20 protein-coding genes and 1 tRNA gene are annotated in these 18,710 nt (G+C 53.1%); 11 read left to right on the top strand and 10 right to left on the bottom strand.

Features of this window, described 5'->3' with window-relative positions:
- Positions 1-160: 160 nt before the first annotated feature.
- Both FCN45_RS11965 and ybiX read left to right on the top strand, forming a co-directional pair.
- Positions 161-2,446 carry a catecholate siderophore receptor Fiu gene (locus tag FCN45_RS11965; RefSeq protein ID WP_137386052.1) on the top strand — a complete coding sequence of 762 codons (2,286 nt, stop codon included), beginning with the start codon at positions 161-163 and terminating at the stop codon, positions 2,444-2,446.
- Between the two features lie 50 nt (positions 2,447-2,496).
- Positions 2,497-3,174, top strand: coding sequence for a PKHD-type hydroxylase YbiX (gene ybiX / locus FCN45_RS11960; protein ID WP_137386051.1), 678 nt, complete (start codon positions 2,497-2,499; stop codon positions 3,172-3,174).
- Between the two features lie 43 nt (positions 3,175-3,217).
- Here the strand turns inward: ybiX and FCN45_RS11955 are convergent.
- The 3 genes from FCN45_RS11955 to FCN45_RS11945 form a co-directional block, all read right to left on the bottom strand.
- Positions 3,218-3,293 (bottom strand) — tRNA-Asn (locus tag FCN45_RS11955).
- A gap of 103 nt (positions 3,294-3,396) precedes the next feature.
- Positions 3,397-4,173, bottom strand: a complete 777-nt coding sequence (gene mtfA, locus FCN45_RS11950) for a DgsA anti-repressor MtfA (protein ID WP_137386050.1) — start codon at positions 4,171-4,173, stop codon at positions 3,397-3,399.
- A gap of 195 nt (positions 4,174-4,368) precedes the next feature.
- Positions 4,369-5,043 carry a hypothetical protein gene (locus FCN45_RS11945; protein ID WP_101763938.1) on the bottom strand — a complete coding sequence of 225 codons (675 nt, stop codon included), beginning with the start codon at positions 5,041-5,043 and terminating at the stop codon, positions 4,369-4,371.
- Positions 5,044-5,613: 570 nt separating this feature from the next.
- On the opposite strand from FCN45_RS11945, the gene FCN45_RS11940 reads away from it, so the two are divergent.
- Both FCN45_RS11940 and FCN45_RS11935 read left to right on the top strand, forming a co-directional pair.
- Positions 5,614-6,312, top strand: coding sequence for a phosphohydrolase (locus tag FCN45_RS11940; protein WP_110868365.1), 699 nt, complete (start codon positions 5,614-5,616; stop codon positions 6,310-6,312).
- 76 nt (positions 6,313-6,388) lie between these two features.
- Complete coding sequence (locus FCN45_RS11935) at positions 6,389-6,637, top strand: hypothetical protein (protein ID WP_008105442.1); 249 nt, start codon at positions 6,389-6,391, stop codon at positions 6,635-6,637.
- 41 nt (positions 6,638-6,678) lie between these two features.
- Here the strand turns inward: FCN45_RS11935 and FCN45_RS11930 are convergent, their stop codons facing one another.
- Both FCN45_RS11930 and dcm read right to left on the bottom strand, forming a co-directional pair.
- Positions 6,679-8,271: a methyl-accepting chemotaxis protein gene (locus FCN45_RS11930; protein ID WP_137386049.1), complete on the bottom strand. Its 1,593-nt coding sequence runs from the start codon at positions 8,269-8,271 to the stop codon at positions 6,679-6,681.
- Positions 8,272-8,395: 124 nt separating this feature from the next.
- Positions 8,396-9,787, bottom strand: a complete 1,392-nt coding sequence (gene dcm, locus FCN45_RS11925; RefSeq protein ID WP_137386048.1) for a DNA (cytosine-5-)-methyltransferase — start codon at positions 9,785-9,787, stop codon at positions 8,396-8,398.
- A gap of 128 nt (positions 9,788-9,915) precedes the next feature.
- On the opposite strand from dcm, the gene FCN45_RS11920 reads away from it, so the two are divergent.
- The 5 genes from FCN45_RS11920 (at position 9,916) to FCN45_RS11905 (ending at position 12,193) form a co-directional block, all read left to right on the top strand.
- Complete coding sequence (locus tag FCN45_RS11920) at positions 9,916-10,392, top strand: very short patch repair endonuclease (RefSeq protein WP_101763942.1); 477 nt, start codon at positions 9,916-9,918, stop codon at positions 10,390-10,392.
- A 70-nt stretch (positions 10,393-10,462) separates the two neighbouring features.
- Positions 10,463-10,735: a hypothetical protein gene (locus FCN45_RS11915; RefSeq protein ID WP_008105433.1), complete on the top strand. Its 273-nt coding sequence runs from the start codon at positions 10,463-10,465 to the stop codon at positions 10,733-10,735.
- A 14-nt stretch (positions 10,736-10,749) separates the two neighbouring features.
- Positions 10,750-11,652: a DUF808 domain-containing protein gene (locus tag FCN45_RS11910; RefSeq protein WP_137386047.1), complete on the top strand. Its 903-nt coding sequence runs from the start codon at positions 10,750-10,752 to the stop codon at positions 11,650-11,652.
- Between the two features lie 44 nt (positions 11,653-11,696).
- Positions 11,697-11,831, top strand: coding sequence for a hypothetical protein (locus FCN45_RS23820; protein WP_255253243.1), 135 nt, complete (start codon positions 11,697-11,699; stop codon positions 11,829-11,831).
- A gap of 182 nt (positions 11,832-12,013) precedes the next feature.
- Positions 12,014-12,193, top strand: coding sequence for a YodC family protein (locus tag FCN45_RS11905; protein WP_101763944.1), 180 nt, complete (start codon positions 12,014-12,016; stop codon positions 12,191-12,193).
- Positions 12,194-12,241: 48 nt separating this feature from the next.
- Here the strand turns inward: FCN45_RS11905 and FCN45_RS11900 are convergent, their stop codons facing one another.
- From FCN45_RS11900 to yodD, 3 genes are all read right to left on the bottom strand, one after another.
- A complete protein-coding gene (locus tag FCN45_RS11900; RefSeq protein WP_137386046.1) occupies positions 12,242-13,462 on the bottom strand; it encodes a glycosyl transferase in 1,221 nt (406 codons plus the stop codon).
- A 26-nt stretch (positions 13,463-13,488) separates the two neighbouring features.
- The gene (locus tag FCN45_RS11895; protein ID WP_137386890.1) at positions 13,489-14,286 is read right to left on the bottom strand and encodes a mannosyl-3-phosphoglycerate phosphatase-related protein; all 798 of its coding nucleotides are present in this window, start codon (positions 14,284-14,286) and stop codon (positions 13,489-13,491) included.
- Between the two features lie 358 nt (positions 14,287-14,644).
- Positions 14,645-14,878, bottom strand: a complete 234-nt coding sequence (gene yodD / locus FCN45_RS11890) for a YodD family peroxide/acid resistance protein (protein WP_137386045.1) — start codon at positions 14,876-14,878, stop codon at positions 14,645-14,647.
- Positions 14,879-15,191: 313 nt separating this feature from the next.
- On the opposite strand from yodD, the gene FCN45_RS11885 reads away from it, so the two are divergent.
- On the top strand, positions 15,192-15,350 hold the full coding sequence (locus FCN45_RS11885) for a YqaE/Pmp3 family membrane protein (protein WP_007891469.1): 159 nt from the start codon (positions 15,192-15,194) through the stop codon (positions 15,348-15,350).
- Positions 15,351-15,418: 68 nt separating this feature from the next.
- Positions 15,419-15,613 carry a protein DsrB gene (gene dsrB / locus FCN45_RS11880; protein WP_101763947.1) on the top strand — a complete coding sequence of 65 codons (195 nt, stop codon included), beginning with the start codon at positions 15,419-15,421 and terminating at the stop codon, positions 15,611-15,613.
- 123 nt (positions 15,614-15,736) lie between these two features.
- On the opposite strand, the gene FCN45_RS11875 is transcribed toward dsrB, so the two are convergent.
- Together FCN45_RS11875 and rcsA are read right to left on the bottom strand one after the other, a co-directional pair.
- Positions 15,737-17,440, bottom strand: coding sequence for a methyl-accepting chemotaxis protein (locus tag FCN45_RS11875; RefSeq protein ID WP_137386044.1), 1,704 nt, complete (start codon positions 17,438-17,440; stop codon positions 15,737-15,739).
- A 142-nt stretch (positions 17,441-17,582) separates the two neighbouring features.
- Positions 17,583-18,218 carry a transcriptional regulator RcsA gene (gene rcsA, locus FCN45_RS11870; protein WP_008105413.1) on the bottom strand — a complete coding sequence of 212 codons (636 nt, stop codon included), beginning with the start codon at positions 18,216-18,218 and terminating at the stop codon, positions 17,583-17,585.
- Positions 18,219-18,710 lie beyond the last annotated feature (492 nt).

The following is an 18,710-nucleotide window of genomic DNA, read 5'->3' as shown; positions in this document are numbered from 1 at the left end:
CGCGGCGTGCGTGTAAGATAGAAAAGTAAATGATAACCATTGGCGTTATCATTTAGGTGTCACGCCAGCTCAACGCCTTGCCGCCGGAATGCTTCTGCGCCAGGCCCTCCGCTGATGTGATGTGCGCGTCAATCATTACAAGAAACTCACTCCCTTAAAAATGGATAAAAATCGCAACCTGCCGTTTGGCAGCTTCAATTCCCTGACCTTGTTCACCGGGCTTTGCATTGGTATTTCTCCTGCTGCCGCATTAGCGGCAGAAAATGCCAACAAAAAATCTGACGATACCTTAGTGGTTGAAGCGCATACGCCATCGCTGTATGCCCCCAACGCATCTGCCGATCCGAAATTCAATCGTCCGCTGGTGGATACCACCCGCACCATGACGGTGATTCCGGATCAGGTGATTAAAGATCAGGGCGTAACCAATCTTACCGACGCGCTGAAAAACGTGCCGGGCGTGGGCGCGTTCTATGCGGGGGAAAACGGCAGTTCTACTACCGGTGATGCGGTGTATATGCGCGGCATTGATACCTCCAACAGCATTTACGTTGATGGCATTCGCGATATTGGTAGCGTGACGCGCGATACCTTCAACACTCAGCAGGTTGAAGTGATTAAAGGGCCATCGGGCACCGATTACGGACGCAGCGCGCCGTCAGGTTCGATTAATATGATCAGCAAACAGCCGCGCCTCGATACCGGGCTCGACGCCTCAGTCAGCGTTGGCAGCGCGTGGATGCGTCGCGGCACGCTGGATTACAACCAGGCGATCAATGACAACGCCGCGTTCCGCCTCAATCTGATGGGTGAGAAAACTCACGATGCGGCGCGTGATAACGTGCAGAACGAGCGTTATGGCGTGGCGCCATCGCTGGCGTTGGGTCTGGATACTGCAACGCGCTTGTACCTCAACTATCTGCATGTGCATCAAAACAATACGCCCGATGGCGGCATTCCAACCATTGGCCTGCCGGGCTATTCGGCGCCAAATGCGGCGACATCGGCACTGAACAATTCTGGCAAAGTCGCGACCAGTAACTATTACGGCACCGATTCTGACTTTGATAAATCGACCACCGACAGCGCCACCATACGCTTCGAGCACGATATTAACGACAGCACCACCATCCGCAACACCACGCGTTGGTCACGCGTGAAGCAGGAATATCTGCTGACGGCGGTGATGGGCGGCGCCACCAATATCACTGCCCCGAACCGGAACGATGTGAATAGCTGGAGCTGGTCGCGCCTGGCGAACACCAAAGACATCAGCAACCGCATTCTCTCCAACCAAACCAACATCACCTCGAAGTTTTACACCGGTTCGGTTGGTCACGATGTCAGCGCGGGCGTGGAGTTTACGCGTGAAAATCAAACCAACTACGGCGTCAATGCGATTACGCCGCCATCGGTTAATATCTACCATCCTATCAGCAGCATTTCTGTGGGTGGATTGGACAGGAATGGTGCCAATGCTAACGGGCAAACCGATACCGCAGGCATTTACGCCTTTGATACGCTCGCGATAACCAAAAGTTTTGAACTAAACGGCGGCATTCGTCTCGATAACTATCACACTGAATATGACAGCGCGACCGCCTGTGGCGGCACCGGACGCGGTGCGTTGACGTGCCCAGCTGGCGTGCCGCGCAATACGCCGGTTACCACCGTGGATACCGCAAAATCGGGCAATCTGGTGAACTGGAAAGCCGGTGCGCTTTATCGTCTGACCGAGCAGGGCAACGTCTATGTTAACTATGCCATTTCTCAGCAACCGCCAGGTGGCAGCAGCTTTGCTCTGGCCGCGGGCGGCACCGGCAACAGCGCCAACCGCACTGACTTCAAACCGCAGAAAGCCAAGTCCAGTGAAGTGGGCACCAAATGGCAGGTGCTGGATAAACGTCTGTTGCTGAACGCGGCGCTGTTCCGTACCGATATTGAAAATGAGGTCACCGCTAACGACGACGGCACCTATTCGCAAGCCGGAAAAAAACGTGTGGAAGGCTATGAGCTCTCAGCCACCGGCAACATCACGCCAGATTGGGAAGTGATCGCCGGCTATACCCTGCAGCATGCGTCAGTGACCGAAGGGGATAGCGTATCGCAGGATGGATCTTCTGCGCTGGCTTACACGCCGAAGCACGCCTTTACGCTGTGGACCAACTATCAGGCAACCGATGCGATTTCAGTCGGTGCCGGTGCGCGTTATGTGGGCAGCCTGCGTCGCGGCAGCGATGGTGCGGTCGGTACGCCGGATCACACCGAAGGTTATTGGGTCGCCGATGCCAAACTGGGCTACAAGGTGAACAACAACCTCGATCTGCAGCTCAACGTGTACAACCTATTTGATACCAACTATGTTGCCTCAATCAACAAGAGCGGTTATCGCTACCATCCGGGCGAGCCACGGACTTTCCTGCTGACGGCAAACGTGCACTTCTAAGTTAACGTCGTGGGGCGTGCGCGCCCCAAAATTTTTGAGAGAACAACGCGATGATGTATCACATTCCTGCTGTACTGACGCCGGAAGAGGTAGCGAGTTTTAGCACGCTGCTGCAACAGGCCGCATGGATCGACGGAAGGGCGACGGTCGGCAGCCAGGGCGCGACGGTGAAAAACAATCAGCAGATCGATACCCGCACGCCACTGTACGATCAGCTGCAAACCGCGGTGATGCAGGCCCTGAACAACAACCCGCTGTTCTTTTCCGCTGCATTACCACGATCGATTTCCACACCGCTGTTTAACCGTTATGAGCAGGGCGAAACCTACGGTTTTCATGTCGATGGCGCGGTACGCCATAACGGCGCGGCGGGCTGGATGCGAACCGATCTCTCCGCCACGCTGTTTCTCAGCGAACCTGAAAGCTACCAAGGTGGCGAGTTGGTGATTGAAGACACGTATGGTCAGCACAAGGTGAAGCTGCCAGCGGGTCATCTGGTGCTGTATCCGTCGAGCAGCCTGCATTGCGTCACGCCGGTTACCCAAGGTGCGCGCGTCGCTTCTTTTCTGTGGATTCAATCGATGGTACGCGATGATAAACAGCGCGCCATGCTGTTCGAGCTGGATCGCAATATTCAAAGCCTCAAAGCGCGTCACGGTGATAGCCCAGAGCTGTTGTCGCTGCTGAACATGTATCACAACCTGCTGCGCGGCTGGACGGAAGTGTAAAAGCAAAAAGCCCGCTCAGTTTCCTGAGCAGGCTTCTCGAATTTGGCTCCTCTGACTGGACTCGAACCAGTGACATACGGATTAACAGTCCGCCGTTCTACCGACTGAACTACAGAGGAATCGTGTGAACGAGGCGAATATTAATGGCGCCCCTTGCAGGTGTCAACAGCTTAAAACACATTTGTATTCAACTGGCTAGCATTAGTACAAAGCGATCGCGATTTAAGCAGGTTCTGCTGTCAGCATCGCCAGTCGCGCCAGGGGATCCTGACGATAGAACTGCTGCAGATGGCGATACATCGCCGGGAAACGGTTAGCCAGTAAATCCGGTGCGCTAAAGAAATACTCCGATAGCACCGCAAAACATTCAGCCGCATCGCTGGCGGCGTAAGGATCGATGGTCGCCGCCTGTTCACCGACTAACTCAACTTCCGCTTCAATCTCCGCCATTGCCTGCAGCAGATCTTTCTCCCAGCTGGCGACATCGCGCAGCGCCATCACCGGAATGCCGCTGGTATAGCCGCTGCCGCGCGCATCGAGTTTATGCGCCACTTCGTGGATCACCAGGTTAAAACCGGAGAGATCGAGCGAATCCTGAATATCCAGCGCATTCAGCACCACCGGACCTTGCGTCCAGCTTTGTCCAGCGTGCACCGCCGGCGCGTGATGCACCAGGCCGTTATCATCTTCCCAGCGATCGTCGACATTGAAAGGTTCAGGATAGATCAGCACTTCATGAAAGCCATCAAGCCATTCGAGACCGAGCTTCAACACTGGCAAACAGAACAGCAGCGCCAGACGCGTCAGTAATAGTTCATCGAGTTGCAGGCCTTGCAGCGGCGAGATTTTTTTCTGCTGCAGGAAGCGTTGCGCCAGCGAAACCAGCGCGGTTTTTTCATCAGGATCGAGCAGTGAAAAGATCGGCTGCGCCAGCGCCTGTTGCCAGGGCAGCGCCAGTACTGAAGTCTCTATTTGCGCATGCCACGGCCATTTGAACATTGCGTCACTCACTCTTCAGACGAAAACAGTATCCTGGCGCGGCAAAGGGGAAATTACCAGCGCGGAATCAAAGCCGAAGATTCAACCAGTTAATGGGGGATTTGTCTGTGATTGGCGTGGCAAAGCGGGAAAGTAAGTTTGCCCTCCCCCCAACCCTCGCCCGCAGGCGGGAGAGGGTTAGGGGGAGGAGACGTTTTATCGTTCAACCCGCTGGAACGCGATCACCCAAACCCACGGGTTCACTTCCCAGCTGGTGGCGCCGTACTGTTTCTGCCACGCTTTGCGGTAGGCTTCTTTTGGCGATTCGGAATTCATATTCATGGTGAAGAAGTTATTCAGGAAGTGCGAATCGGTCTGCACGCCTTCCGCCATGATGTCATCTTCACTAATGTCCTGAATCTTCTCGGCTCGCACCGAGGTGATTTGCAGGTCGATGCGGCTGGCCCAGCGCGGCATATGAATCGCGGTTTGCCAGCCAAACTGCTCGGCATTCTGCATATTCTCATCCAGCTGTCCTAATTCATTACTGTCAGCGCGATATTGGCAGTAAGCCGCATTGCGGAACGGCAGAGGATCGCGTTCGTAATCCGCCAGCATCGCCTCCGGCACGATCGGGCCGCGCCAGGTTTCACGTACCCACAAACCATCGCCCGCCTGACCAAATGGGCAGTGCGAACTGACATCGGTCATCGACATCAATTTATAGCCGTGCAGATGATTGGCACTGACATCAAATGCGTGTACGCCTTCATGATGATCCTGACCCGGACCAAAGGCTTGAGTTTTCATAATGCGCCGGGTCTGCGTTTGCTGGCCAACCAGCAGGGCGCGTACCCGCTGTTCGGAAAAAAGAATCGGCCGTTCTTTCATTGCATACCTCTTAATGTGTCACAAACCCGGAAACTGCGAAGAATCCCCTAACATCCGTAGATGTGAGAGCTAGCATAATGGGTTTGAATCAGTTTGCTTAATAATTTGTCGACTTAGTATCAGGCTTTTCTGGCAATTTTAGATGTAAAAAATGGTTCATAAGCAAAATGTGTGCTGAAAAGGACTTTGCAAGGGATCAGAAGCCATAAATTTTCCAGATACAGTACGTTATAAAGGCCATTATGGGAACCTTTTCAGATTATGCCGTGTTGATCTGCCTCTAAGAAGCCCCATTTATCAGCATAGATAACTGGAATTTATCCCTAAAGCGAAATTTGTTGATGACGCGAATATATTAAACCTATTGAACAGAGTTATTTAACTAAAACGCACTAAGGAAATACCGAAATCGCAATGGCTACTGTGCAAGCGGCGTTAACAGCGTTATAACAAGATCGGGATCTCATTTTTACGCCTGGCACCGCCTGGACGGATGTAAAAAAAGTGTCATGACCAGGCCGCTATGATGTCCGCAGGAACGTAGATAACAGCAATAACAGGAGAAGCACGATGTCACTTACTCACTGGCAACAACGCTACGAGAATTGGCTGCAGCTCAACTGGCTGCACGACGACAAAGCCCACGATATCGCGCACCTGCGCCGCGTCTGGATGAGTGCTAAGCGCATCATGCAGCACAGCGACGCCGATCCTATGGTCGTGATGACCGCCTGCTATTTTCACGATGTGGTCAACCTGCCGAAAAACCATCCCGAACGTCATTTAGCGTCAACTTATGCCGCGGAAGAGACGCGCCGCATACTGCAGCAAGATTTCCCCGACTTCCCGTTCGAACGGCTGGATGCCGTTGCGCACGCGGTGCAGGCTCATAGCTTTAGTGCGCGTATCGCGCCGCAAACGCTGGAAGCGAAAATCGTGCAGGATGCCGATCGTCTCGAATCATTAGGTGCTATCGGCCTGGCACGCGTTTTCTATACGGCGGGCGCGTTAGGTCGTCCGCTGTTTGATAGCGAAGATCCGTTAGGAAAAGATCGGGAACTGGATGATGTGAAGTGGACCTTGGATCACTTCCAGAAAAAGCTATTGGGTTTACCGCAAACCATGCAAACCGAAGCTGGACGCCTGCTGGCGGAACATAACGCCGATTTTCTCGTCCACTACATGGGCAAACTTTGCGCCGAGCTGCAGGGCAATTTGACCTCCATCGATGAGTCGGTGTTAAGAGATTTCAGCCCTATACACTCGTAATATTAAATTTTTATGACAGTCTGTTAAGTTTCATCTGCTTCCGCTACGTTGTTGTAAATCAAAAGGGAGTATGAAAATGACCGAGACCGTTAACTTAACCATCAAAATTGACCCGGCACTGAAAGAGCATATCAAACAGTTAGCCGCCGATAACCAAATCTCCATGAGTCAGGAGATCGTTAATCGCCTGCAGGCCAGTTTAGATGCGGGTGCGCAACCGGCCATTGACAGTCTGGATACTCAGGAAGCGGTGGAAGATCAGCTCTCCGCTGCGGAACTGAAGCAGATTCGTGCACTGCTGAAGAAAAGTAAGAAGAAGAAATAAGCAGAAAACCCGTCACTGACGGGTTTTTTTATGCCTGCAGATTAAATACGGAACTGCTGCGCGCGCTGCGCCAGGCGGTCCGATAAGGCGCGCAATTGCACTGCCGATTGCACCTGATGGGCGTTAAGCGCTTCGTTCTGCTGCAGCTGTCCGCTCATCTCCACCACTTCCAGCGCAATCTTTTTCACCCGATGACTCTGCGCAGCACTGTTGTGCTGTAGCTCGTTCAACTGCGTCACCACGCCAGACACCGCGCTACTGATCTGCGCGAACAGCACCTCCAGCGCTTTCACCTTATCGAAGCCAGCATGCACATGTTGCTGCGTATGCTGAATCAATCCATCAATCTGGCGCGTCGAGGCACCGCTTTGCTGCGAGAGCAAACCCATCTCTTTGGCGACCACCGAGAAGCTACGGCCGTAAGCGCCGGCATGTGCCGACTCAATTGCGGCATTCAGCGATAACAAACGCGTCTGCATCGACAAGTCATCCAGCATGCCAACAATCCCGGCGATATCATCCGACGCGGTGACAATTTGCTGCATCTGGGTTTCCATCTTATCGACTTCCAGTGCGCAGTTACGCATCAACGCATCGGCAGATTGCGCTTCCTGCGTCGCCTGCTGCGAGAACTGGGCACCAATCTCCACCTCTTCAGAAACGCGATCTAAGCGCTGCGACAGATGATGGAAGCTGGCATTTTGCTGCTGGTGTTGCTGCATCACTTTCTCATTGTGCTGCTGCATATCTTCTGCGCCGGCGGCCACGCTGACCGCCACCGTGTTGATGTCGCGCACAATCTGCTGCAAGCCGCGTCGCATGGTCTCAATTGACTGGAACAGCTGGCGCGTTTCCAGCGACTGACGACGCGGAAGGTTTTGCGCATCGACCAGATCACCGGTGGCGATCTGTTCCAGCTGCGCATTCGCGCGACGTAGCGGCAACAATACGCCGCGCATCAGCAGGCTGGACGCCAGCACTAACAGCGTCATCAGTACCGCGCTGACCATCAGCGACAGATTGCGGCTCTGCTTCAAGGTGCTGAGGGTGTTTTGATTCACGCTGCTGAGCTGCTGATTGGCCTGCTCGATTTCACTGAACCAGGCATCATTAAACTGCTGCTGAAATGCCTGCATCGGCACCATAAAAAAGGCGTTGATGTCGTTGGCCGCTAATCCTTTCAGCTGCTCCTGCAATCCTGCCGCCAGCATGGCGAAGCCTTGCGCCAGCGGGCTATCCGCATGGGCGTGGTAGGCGGCGAACTGTTGTTGCGCATGCTTCAACGAGTCATCGGCTGCCGCCGCCAGGCTTTTCCAGCTATCCACCGAGCCACTTTGTTGATCCTGCATCAGATAAATACCGGCGCGATGGCTGTTATCACTGGCGGTAAGCAGTTCGATGCGCGCTTTATCCAGCAGGGCCAGACGTTCGCGCAGTTGATTCGCCTGCTGCAACGAGGTTTGCGTCTGGTTAACGTGAGTATTCAGTAGCAGCACGCCGGCAAACTGCAGCAAGCAGAGCAGCGCAATGAACAGCAAAAACTGGCTACGTAAACTGGTGAGCCACAGCGGAATACGCGGGGAGAACCGCGCGCGTAACCGCAGCGGCAGAGTGATAACAGATAGGAGTGACATCACACGCCTCCAAAAAATAAAACAGGAGTATTGGCAGCACGCGTGACAGTTTGGTGACAGCGGGCGCGATTAGGCGGAAAACAGCATAAAGCGCGGCCCTAAATAAAATTGTGGTCCTGAATCGCTACGCCTTTTGCGCGGCGTACTGTTCAATCAGCGGCAATAACAGTTGCGCCACCGCAGCAAATACCGGCACCACCACCGAGTTGCCGAACTGCTTGTAGGCCTGCGTATCGGAAACCGGAATGCGCAGTTTGGCCTCGCCCGGCGCTTCAAAACCCATCAGGCGGGCACATTCTCGCGGGGTTAAACGACGCGGACGGCGCGCCATATTCTCCGCCTGCTGGAAATCCGCTTCGCCTTGCGCGTGATCCCAGCCGCGATCGATGAGGATTTCCGAACCATCTTTGTAGTAGCGCGCCGATAAAGTACGCACGCAAATGTTCAGATTACGCGGATCGTTAAGGCCAAAGCCGAAGCCGTTACCTTTGGCTTTGTGCTTTTTCGCGTATTGATACAGATAGTTCCACAGCGTGGGCGATAGCGTGTATTTTGCTTCCGGCTCGGATTCCAGCAGGCTGTGTAACGACGGCACCTTTTGCGGATAGAGCGCGGGCAGGGCGCGCAACGAAAAACCGTTGCTGAGCCCGCTATCACGGCGAATGCCCACCAGCACGATGCGCTCACGATGCTGCGGCAGGAAATGGCGCGCATCGATAATTTTCGCATCCGGCAAACCGCCGTCATTGGCATCGGCCACGTCATAACCGAGTTCATCCAGCGTGGCCATAATGATGGCGAAGGTGCGGCCTTTATCGTGGCTCTTCAGGTTTTTCACGTTCTCCAGCACGAAGAACGGCGGCTTCTTGGCGGCCAAAATGCGCGCCACATCGAAGAATAGCGTGCCTTGCGCTTCGCACTCAAAACCGTGCGCGCGACCCAACGCATTCTTCTTGCTCACGCCCGCCAGCGAGAAGGGCTGACAAGGAAAACCGGCCAGCAGCACCTGATGATCGGGAATGGTGCGATCGATATGCTGATAAATTGCCTGCTCATCGCTGATGCCCGCGGGCTGCGTTACCAGACGAATATCACTGTTGAAGTGGTGCAACTGTGGATCGCTATACAGATTGGCTTTATAGGTGCGCACCGCTTCTTTATTCCATTCGCTGGTGAACACGCACTGACCGCCAATCTGCTCGAAGCCACGGCGAATGCCGCCGATACCGGCAAACAGATCGACAAACTGGAATTTGGCGTCGTCATAGTGCGCCGGACGCTGCGGCAGCAAGGCCTGCAGGCTGGCCACTTCGCGGCTGGAGAGCGCCGGCGCGGCACTTTTACCGGCGCGGATGCGATTCAAACGCGGCACGCTCCAGTCGCGGCCACCGGCTTCAGTTAAGGTGATAACCACATCGCGTGCGGCATAGATATCGAGCACCTGCAGTAACAGCGACGTCGCGTCATCCTGATCGGCGGTTAACGGGGAGGGCGAGACGGGGTCGATAGCGAGCATGCGTTTTTCCTTAACAGTGAAGCGGCTATGCTAACACTCATCACGCAACGAGGAAATTGGCGTGCGGTGTGCTTTCGCTTTTGGCTTAAACCGCTAAAGTTGTAGAAGCGCTAATACAAGGAGACGCCATGGCAGACGTTCACTCGCAAGCCATTCGCAGCAAAAACATGCGCGCGATTCGCAATCAGGATACCGCGATTGAACAGCGTATTGCGTTAATTCTCAAAGATCGCGGCTTCACCTATCGCGTACAGGATAAAGCGCTACCGGGCCGCCCGGATTTTGTCCTGCCCGCCGAGAAAGCGATTATCTTTGTTCATGGCTGCTTCTGGCATCGACATCACTGCTACTTATTCAAAATGCCGGCCACGCGCACCGAATTTTGGAGTGGCAAAATTAACAGTAACGTTGAGCGCGACCGGCGTTACGTCGAACAACTGCGCGAAGGAGGTTGGAAAGTACTGATTGTTTGGGAGTGCGCGCTGCGCGGCAAACTGCAGCTTCAGGACAGCGCGCTGATTGAACGTTTAGAAGAGTGGCTGCTGGCCGCAACCGACAGCAGCGAAATCGACCATCAGGGCTTGCATCACTATCGCGTTGAATAGTGCGAGATTGTTGCTTTTAGCCGCTATAACAGTTTAGATCTCCCTTTTCTCTGGGACGCGGAATTGAGCCATGAGCAGCATCAAACTTACCGTTAAGCGCCTGTATCAACTCCGCGATGAGCGGATGGTGACAACCCAGGCCACGGCGCGCATTTATCTTGGCGACCGGCTGGTAGCCACCGAAGAGATCAGCGGCATGACGGAAAGTCCGGTGAGCAAGTATTTGCACGCCGGGGATCTGACGGGGCCGTTACGCGTCGAATGGGACTGTGCGGGCATCGCCGATATGTCAGTGACGGCGATTGAGCGTTGCCCCTGTTGTCAGGATCACGAACCGGAATAATAAGGAATACCACTTTGGCAGGAACCAGTTTACTCACCCTTCTGGATGATATTGCAACACTGCTCGACGATATCTCGGTCATGGGCAAAGTTGCGGCAAAGAAGACCGCAGGCGTATTGGGTGACGATCTGTCGCTGAATGCGCAGCAGGTTAGCGGTGTCAAAGCCAACCGTGAATTGCCCGTTGTATGGAGCGTTGCAAAAGGCTCCTTTCTTAATAAATTCATTCTGGTGCCGCTGGCGTTATTGATCTCGGCGTTTGCGCCCTGGTTGATTACGCCGCTGCTGATGATTGGCGGTGCCTATCTCTGCTACGAAGGCGTGGAGAAAGTGCTGCATAGCCTCAATCACGATAAGGCCGAGCAGAGTCCGGAGGCGCGTCAGCAGCGTCTCGACAAACTGGCGCAGCAGGATCCGCGGGCGTTTGAAAAGGACAAAGTAAAAGGCGCAGTGCGCACTGACTTTATCCTCTCGGCGGAGATTGTCGCCATCACGCTGGGCATCGTCTCAGAGGCGCCGCTGCTGAATCAGGTGCTGATTCTCGCCGGTGTCGCCATTCTGGTGACCATTGGCGTGTACGGCATCGTGGCGATAATTGTTAAAATTGACGATTTGGGCTTTTGGTTAAAAGAGAAATCTTCCACGGTCGCGCAGGCCATTGGCGGCGTATTGCTGGCATTTGCACCCTGGTTAATGAAAGCCTTAACGTTAGTCGGCACGCTGGCGATGTTTTTGGTTGGTGGCGGCATTGTGGTGCACGGCATCACGCCGCTACATCACGCTATTACAGAATACAGCGCCGGATTCAACGGTTTGGTCTCGGCACTGCTGAGCAACGGCGCCAATTTGGTGATCGGCTTTATCATTGGGTCGATCGTGCTGTTGGGCGTAAATCTGATTGCTAAGCTGCGCGGCTAGCAGTTATAAAGCGCTGTAAATTTTTAATCACGGTCAGGAGAACGATGATGAACGACGATATGTTTGAATTTGATATCGATGCACAGCTGGAACAGGCTGAAGCCAAAGCGGCAGAAAAAGCCAACGAAGTGCCTGCGGATATCAGCGACGAAGCGGATTGCGAAGGCTGCAAAATCTAATTTTCCTGTCCAGGACGTGCTATCAAAGCCGACAATAAATTTTGTCGGCTTTTTTTATTTACAGAGTTTTTAACTGCTTATTCTGATTTAGTAGCAGTAATAGATTAATCGTATAGGAAAAAATCGGTCACAGCTGCTATACCTAAATTCGGTCATTTAACGATGAAAGAGGGAGGTGCGGTATGATCTTTGCAATCAGTGACGAAGTTCAGCACAAACAGGGCGGACCCACCATGGTGGTCACCGGCTATGCCAGCGGAATGGTAGAGTGTCGTTGGTATGATGGTTACAGCGTGCGACGTGAGGCGTTTCGCAGTGATGAACTCAGTCACGTATCGAGCGCGCAACAGCTGGCCAGTTAAACACATTCGGGACGATGCCCGTCGTCCCGAATGTGGTTCAACCCTGCATTACACCTTTCCGTCGTTATCCTCTTCCACCGCCTGATAAATCCGCTGCAGAATATCCGGAAAAGCAGATTGCACGCGACTCCAGCTGGGAATAAAGGGTTTCTCATTCGGACGCTCAATAAAGGCTTGTCCGGCATCGAGAATCGCCTGAGTGAACATCTCTACCGCCGCTTCCTCAATGTGCTGATCAAATTTGAGGCCGTTCATGGTGGCTTCGTGGTTGTAGATCTCCATCATATCCAGCGCATTACGGTAATAAGTGGCTTTCAACACCCGGAACGAATCGCTGGTGAGCGGCACGCCCATGGTGGCCAGCTTACGCAGCAGCGACTGCACGATGTCATTGCTCATGCGTTTCAATCCGCCGGTACCATCATCTTCGGCCAGCGGCTGATGCTTGTGGTCGTAGTTATCGGCGATCTCAACCTGGCAGGTCTGGCGCGTGGTGTAGTTACGATAAATCTCCGACAGCACGCCAATCTCTAATCCCCAATCGCCGGGAATTTTGATGCCGTTGAGCACATGCGTGCGCATGGCAAACTCGCCAGAGAGCGGATAGCGGAAGCTGGTGAGGTAATCGAGATATTCCGAGTGACCGTAGACTTTCTGCAAGGAGCGCAGCAGCGGACCGACCAGCAAACGCCCGACGCGGCCATTCAGCTTACCGTCGGCGACGCGCGCGTAAAAACCTTTGCAAAACTCATACTGAAACGACGGATTGGCCAGCGGATAGAGCAAACGCGCCAGCATGCCGCGTTCATAGGTGACGATATCGCAGTCGTGCAGCGCCACGCACTGAGTGCGGTCGGAAGCCAGCGTGTAGCCAGTACAGAACCACACATTGCGCCCTTTGCCGGGTTGGCTCGGCGATAAACCCTCTTTATCCAGTTCGGCATCCAGCGCTTTCAGGCGCGGCCCGTCATTCCATAAAATGCGATGGCGGTGCGGCAGGCGGGAGAAGAACTCACGCGCAAACAGAAACTGGTCGCGATCGGCGCGGTCGAGGCCAATCACAATCTCCTCCAGGTAAGGTACCTTCGCCAGTTCGTTAACGATATTATCCAGCGCCGGGCCTTCCAGTTCCGAGAACAGCGACGGCAATATCAGCCCCATTTTGCGTTTGCGTGAGAAGCGCACCATCTCTTTTTCCAGCGATTCGACGCTGCGGTGGGTGAGATTATGGAAATTAGTAATGACACCATTCTGGTAAAAATCACTCATCGTCTCATCCTTTTGGTTAAAGGCCGTTACTCATTCGGCGCAAGAAAATAGTCCAGACCTTCACGCCAGCCCTGCGGACCGACGTGCGCGGTGTGGTAAACGTTCTCAGTATCGGTGCGTTGCAACTCCACCGGCGTTTTACTGAAGCCTTTTATCACCACGGCATAATCAACGCGCTCCAGCATCGGCACATCGTTGGGACCATCGCCCAGGCCGATTGTGGTGCGCGCTTCTCCTTCCTGCGCGGCGAGATGCTGCTGAATGTCTGCCAGCGCGATACCTTTGCCGGTGCCGGCGGGCATCACATGCCAGAAACGCCCGCCCTGGGTTAACGCCAGATTGTGTTCTGCCAGCGCCGCGCGGAATTCCGATAAACGCTGTTCGTCATCGCGCCACAACACCACTTCTGACGCTTCGCGCAGGCGGCTTTGGCTGGCTTCGGCAAGGGTTAAACCGGTAAAGCGTGCGACTTCGGCATCGCTAAATTCATGAAAGCCGTTGAAGCGAAATCGTGCCTGCAACGCTTGCAGCGTCTGGCACAGCGCATGATAGCTGGCGCTGGTTTCGATCGGCGGCGTGTGTTCACCGCCCAACACCACGCGCGCACCGTTTTCAGCAATAAAGGGTGCACCGACAATGCCTAACTTCTTTTGTAGCGGAATAATCTCGGCCGCCGTTTTGCTGGAACAAATCACCAGCGGGATCTGATGTTGTTTCAGACGCGCCAGCCATTCACTGGCTGCATCCCAGTTATAGTCATGATGATCCAGCAATGAGCCATCAAGATCGGTAATGATCATCAGGGAAGAGTTAAGACTCAGCATCATCACACTCCTTACGCCAGTGGCATCCGTAAAGCGAAGAGTAATCAGTATAATAGCGGAATCGCGATCACACTTTTTCCCGCGACCCGGCCAGCGACATCCAGGATAATTCTTAAATGGCAAACGTGACGGAAGGCGCGATGCACATTTCGTGCACAGCTGAAACCAGCAGTGACGCGGCGCGTAGGACGATTCACATGAATGCTTATACAAAATTGTTCGATTTACATGCAGGGATGAGTCTTGTCTTAATCAGACTAAGGCGTAATCTGACAGGGTGTTAAGAATTCCCTGGTGTAACGAACTTACTGATTTACTTTACCCGGCCATCCCGCCGGGTATTTTTTTGAAATCGATTTCAGCGGTTCACTTCGCTGCTGGCGAAGTCGCGAATGTCGAGTTCGAAGGCTTCCGCTAGCTCGGAGTAAGAGTCATAGGCTGCGCCATTTACCGTAACGCGATGCGCGTCTTCGGCTTCCATAAACTCTTTTACCTCGCCCGACGTTCTCTTCTGAATCGCTTCCAGCAACGCATCAACATCGACATTCACTTCGCGCTGAACTTTCTCGCTGTACTCTTTTGCAGTGGTCATGGCGGCCTCCCGGAGGCAATCGGATCTACACCAGTATAGTCGTTGGTGAAAAGAGGGCGCGGAGGGCAAAGGGCAGGCAAAAAAAAGCCCGCGCTGCGCGGGCAAAAATCCTTGTTACTTTTAGGTTGACTGCGCCTTTGGGGTTGGTGCAGTACTGAGAAGTGTACGAGCAGCCTGCGTCAAAAGTCTCTCTGCGAAACGTTAAGAAAGCGAAAAAGCGCATCTTGACAGAGTTTTACCTGCCTTTAAGTGCACAGTGCGTAACAGCGACTATGCTTAGCGATTGATTGTTAAGTGATATCAGGGAGTGAATATGGACTTTTTACGTATTGTCATCGCCATTTTGGTTCCGCCACTGGGCGTATTCTTGCAAGTCGGTTTTGGTGGGGCTTTCTGGCTCAATATTCTGCTGACGTTGTGCGGCTACATTCCAGGCATCGTGCATGCGGTGTGGGTTATCGCCCGACGCTGATCGCGATCAGGCAGTGTTGATTATCTTCCGTTAAACTGTGTCGCAGGACAATTTGTGGAGAGTAATCAATGAAGGTGAACGATCGCGTTACGGTTAAAACTGACGGCGGCCCGCGCCGTGTGGGTACGGTGCTGGCAGTGGAAGCATTCAATGAAGGCATAATGTATCTGGTGGCGTTAGAAGATTACCCGCTGGGGATTTGGTTCTTTAATGAAAGCGATCATGCTGAAGGGGTTTTTGTGGAGCCGTATGAAGAGGCTTGATTAATTTTCCCCTCACCTTAACCCTCTCCCGCGAGCGGGAGAGGGGAAAGATCGGCGCACCATCCACTCCTTTGCCCGTGTGTGGGAGAGGGCCGGGTGAGGGACAACGCGCACTACCTCAAATCAAAACGTCTCCCAGTTATCATTCCCTGACGTCGCCAATGCAGGACGTGGCGCCAGATTTGGCGTACGCAACGCAGACTGCGCCGCTTTAGCCACGTGCGCCACCGGCGCGTCATTCAAACGGAACACCGCCACCGCTTGCGTCAATCTGCCGGCCTGATCTTCTAGCGAAGCCGCTGCCGAAGAGGCTTCCTCAACCAGCGAGGCGTTCTGCTGCGTCACGTTATCCATCTCGGTCACCGCCAGGCTCACCTGCTGAATGCCACGGCTCTGCTCATCCGACGCGGCGGCAATCTCCGCCATAATGTCCGTCACGCGCCGCACCGCTTCAACAATCTCGCCCATGGTATTACCGGCTTCACCGACCTGGCGTGAACCGTTGGTGATCAACCCCACCGATTCAGCAATCAGCGTTTCAATCTCTTTCGCCGCCTGCGCACTGCGTTGCGCCAGGTTACGCACTTCGCTGGCCACCACGGCAAAACCACGGCCTTGCTCACCGGCACGCGCCGCTTCCACCGCGGCATTCAGCGCCAGAATATTGGTCTGGAAGGCGATGCTGTTGATGACGTTGGTGATCTCGGCAATCTTTTTCGAGCTGCCAGAAATGTTATTCATGGTTTGCACCACGCCGCTCACCAGATCGCCACCGCTGCGCGCTTTGCCTGAGGCATCGGCGGCCAGCTGGCTGGCGTGATGGGCATTCTCGGCGTTCTGTTTCACCGTGGCGGTGAGCTGCTCCATGCTGGCGGCGGTTTGCTCCAGTGCGGAGGCCTGCTCTTCAGTACGTGATGAGAGGTCGGTGTTACCGGCGGAAATCTCGCTGGAACCCTGATAAATCGCTACCGCGCCTTCTCGCACCGTACCAACGGTACGCACCAGCGAGGCCTGCATCAGCTGCAGGTTATGCAGCAAGCTACCAATCTCGCTGCGGCCATAGGCTTGTTCCGGCGCGGTGAGATCGCCTTGCGCGATACGCTCGATGCGATCGACGGACTGACGTAGCGGGGTGATCACCACGCGACGCAGGAACACGAAGGTCAGCAGCACCAGCAGCAAGGCGGCAGCAAACGCCACCGCCATAGCAATAAAGCCAATGCGTGATTGATGCGCGGCTTCGGCATTAATCGCTTCGGCGCGGTCGGTACGGATTTTAATCGCCTTCAGCAGCACGGCATTATAGGCATCATCCAGTTTGCGCGTGACGTCAGTTTCCTGCGCCACAATGCCTTCGAAGCTGCCCTGTTTAGCCGATTCAATCATCGGCTTGAGACCTTTATCAATATAGGCATTGAAGCTGGCGGTCAGCGGTTCATCGAGGGCAATATCCGCCGGCGTTTTCGCCTTGCGATCCATATAGAGTTTAAAACCTTCGCGCGCTTGTTTAATACGCGTCTCGGTGCGCGCTAAATCGGCACGATAACCATCCATTTCACCAATACGCGCGGCGGCACCGGATTGCAGCACATTGAGTCGCGCAGTACGCAGATGGTTAGAACTGTTGGAGATGCCCATACGAATTTGAATTTCTTCGGTGGCATCGTTTAGGGAATTATTACTCTGAATCAAAAAGTAGCTGGCGAGTCCAATGCACAGGGCAAAAAGCAGCAGAATGCCACCAAAGATCATACTGAACAAAGGCATCAGGCGCAGGTTCTGCCAGATGCTGAGCTTATATTGCTCATCAATCGATGCTGTTTTCATATCCTTGCTCTCATGTAGGTAGGTGTTATGAGAATAAGCATCGGCAGGTAGGGAGAAAGGATTAGGCAGGAAAGTGGGATCAAACTCTCAAAACGTGAAAAGGGCCAATCAGATGATCAGCCCTTTTATTCACTGTAGGTAATTATCGCACGTTAACATAAATCCCTGAGGTGACATTATCAGTCAAACGGACGACATGATAAATAACCTGCTTATTATGGGTTTTAATTTTACGTTTAATATTACCTTTATGTGACGATACGGTTTTGGCTTTAATTTGCATGTTCTCAGATATCTGAATGGTGTCATGACCTGACATCCACATTTTCAGCATATTTGATTCAGTCTGACTTAATGTCAGTGGATGCACGTCGAGCCCGGCAGAAATACGTGGCGAAGCGTTGAGTTTCTTTTGCAAATAGGTGCCTAATAACGAATCCAACGTCGAAGTTTTTATCGATTTTGATGTAATAATCAGGTTCTTACGAACGTAGAGGTATTCCTCAAAATGGATATTCGAGATCGCCATGAAAATAAAGAATAAGGTATCAGGATGCTGCATGATAATAGCACGAATACGATCGCTGGAATCAGATTCGTGAATAAAGCACTCTTCGTTGATAAACACAACGCCCGGCTTAATTTGCTCACATCTTTGTTGCAATTGGTCGATATCCGAGACAGGAGTAATATTTTTCTTTTTAACTCCTTTCGCAGACATATAGTCAGACAAACCCAGGCGTGTGTAATTACATGAATCCATAATAATCGTTGGCATTATAGCGACCCTCACCAATTTGTTATCCGTTTAAATCAACGATGAATACGCGTTTGCGGTACGAGAGAAATTTCCAAAGACACTTTTTTATTCTGCTCAGCAGATTGGCGATAGTTATCCATGCGCCATCATGACTCTTCCCTGAACCGTGCTGCGAAGTTTTTTTTATAGTACATCCACGTCACTCTCATCTCAGCCATAGTGGGAATGGCTAAGGATTTGCATTAAGTGTTTTATTCGCTCTGTTTTGAGAGCCCTGTCACTATCGCGCAGATCACAGACAAATCTGATAGGACAAATCTTAAAAACATTTGTGTGGCGAAAGTATGACGCTTCAGCGAGCGTTGACAATGCCGGAAAAAAGGGATTTAGACAAGAAAAATCGCTGTGAAATTTTTTTTGTTTAAAAACAGCCCTTTGAGCATTTAATCAACCGATTCAGCAGGTTTAACCCCTTAGGAATCGTCTGACTAAAATACGCGAAGCGCGGTT

The sequence above is a fragment of the Pantoea sp. SO10 genome, from assembly GCF_005281435.1.
GTDB lineage: Bacteria > Pseudomonadota > Gammaproteobacteria > Enterobacterales > Enterobacteriaceae > Pantoea > Pantoea leporis.
The sequence above is the reverse complement of the archived record's forward strand: the minus strand, read 5'-3'. Positions and strand labels throughout refer to the sequence as shown.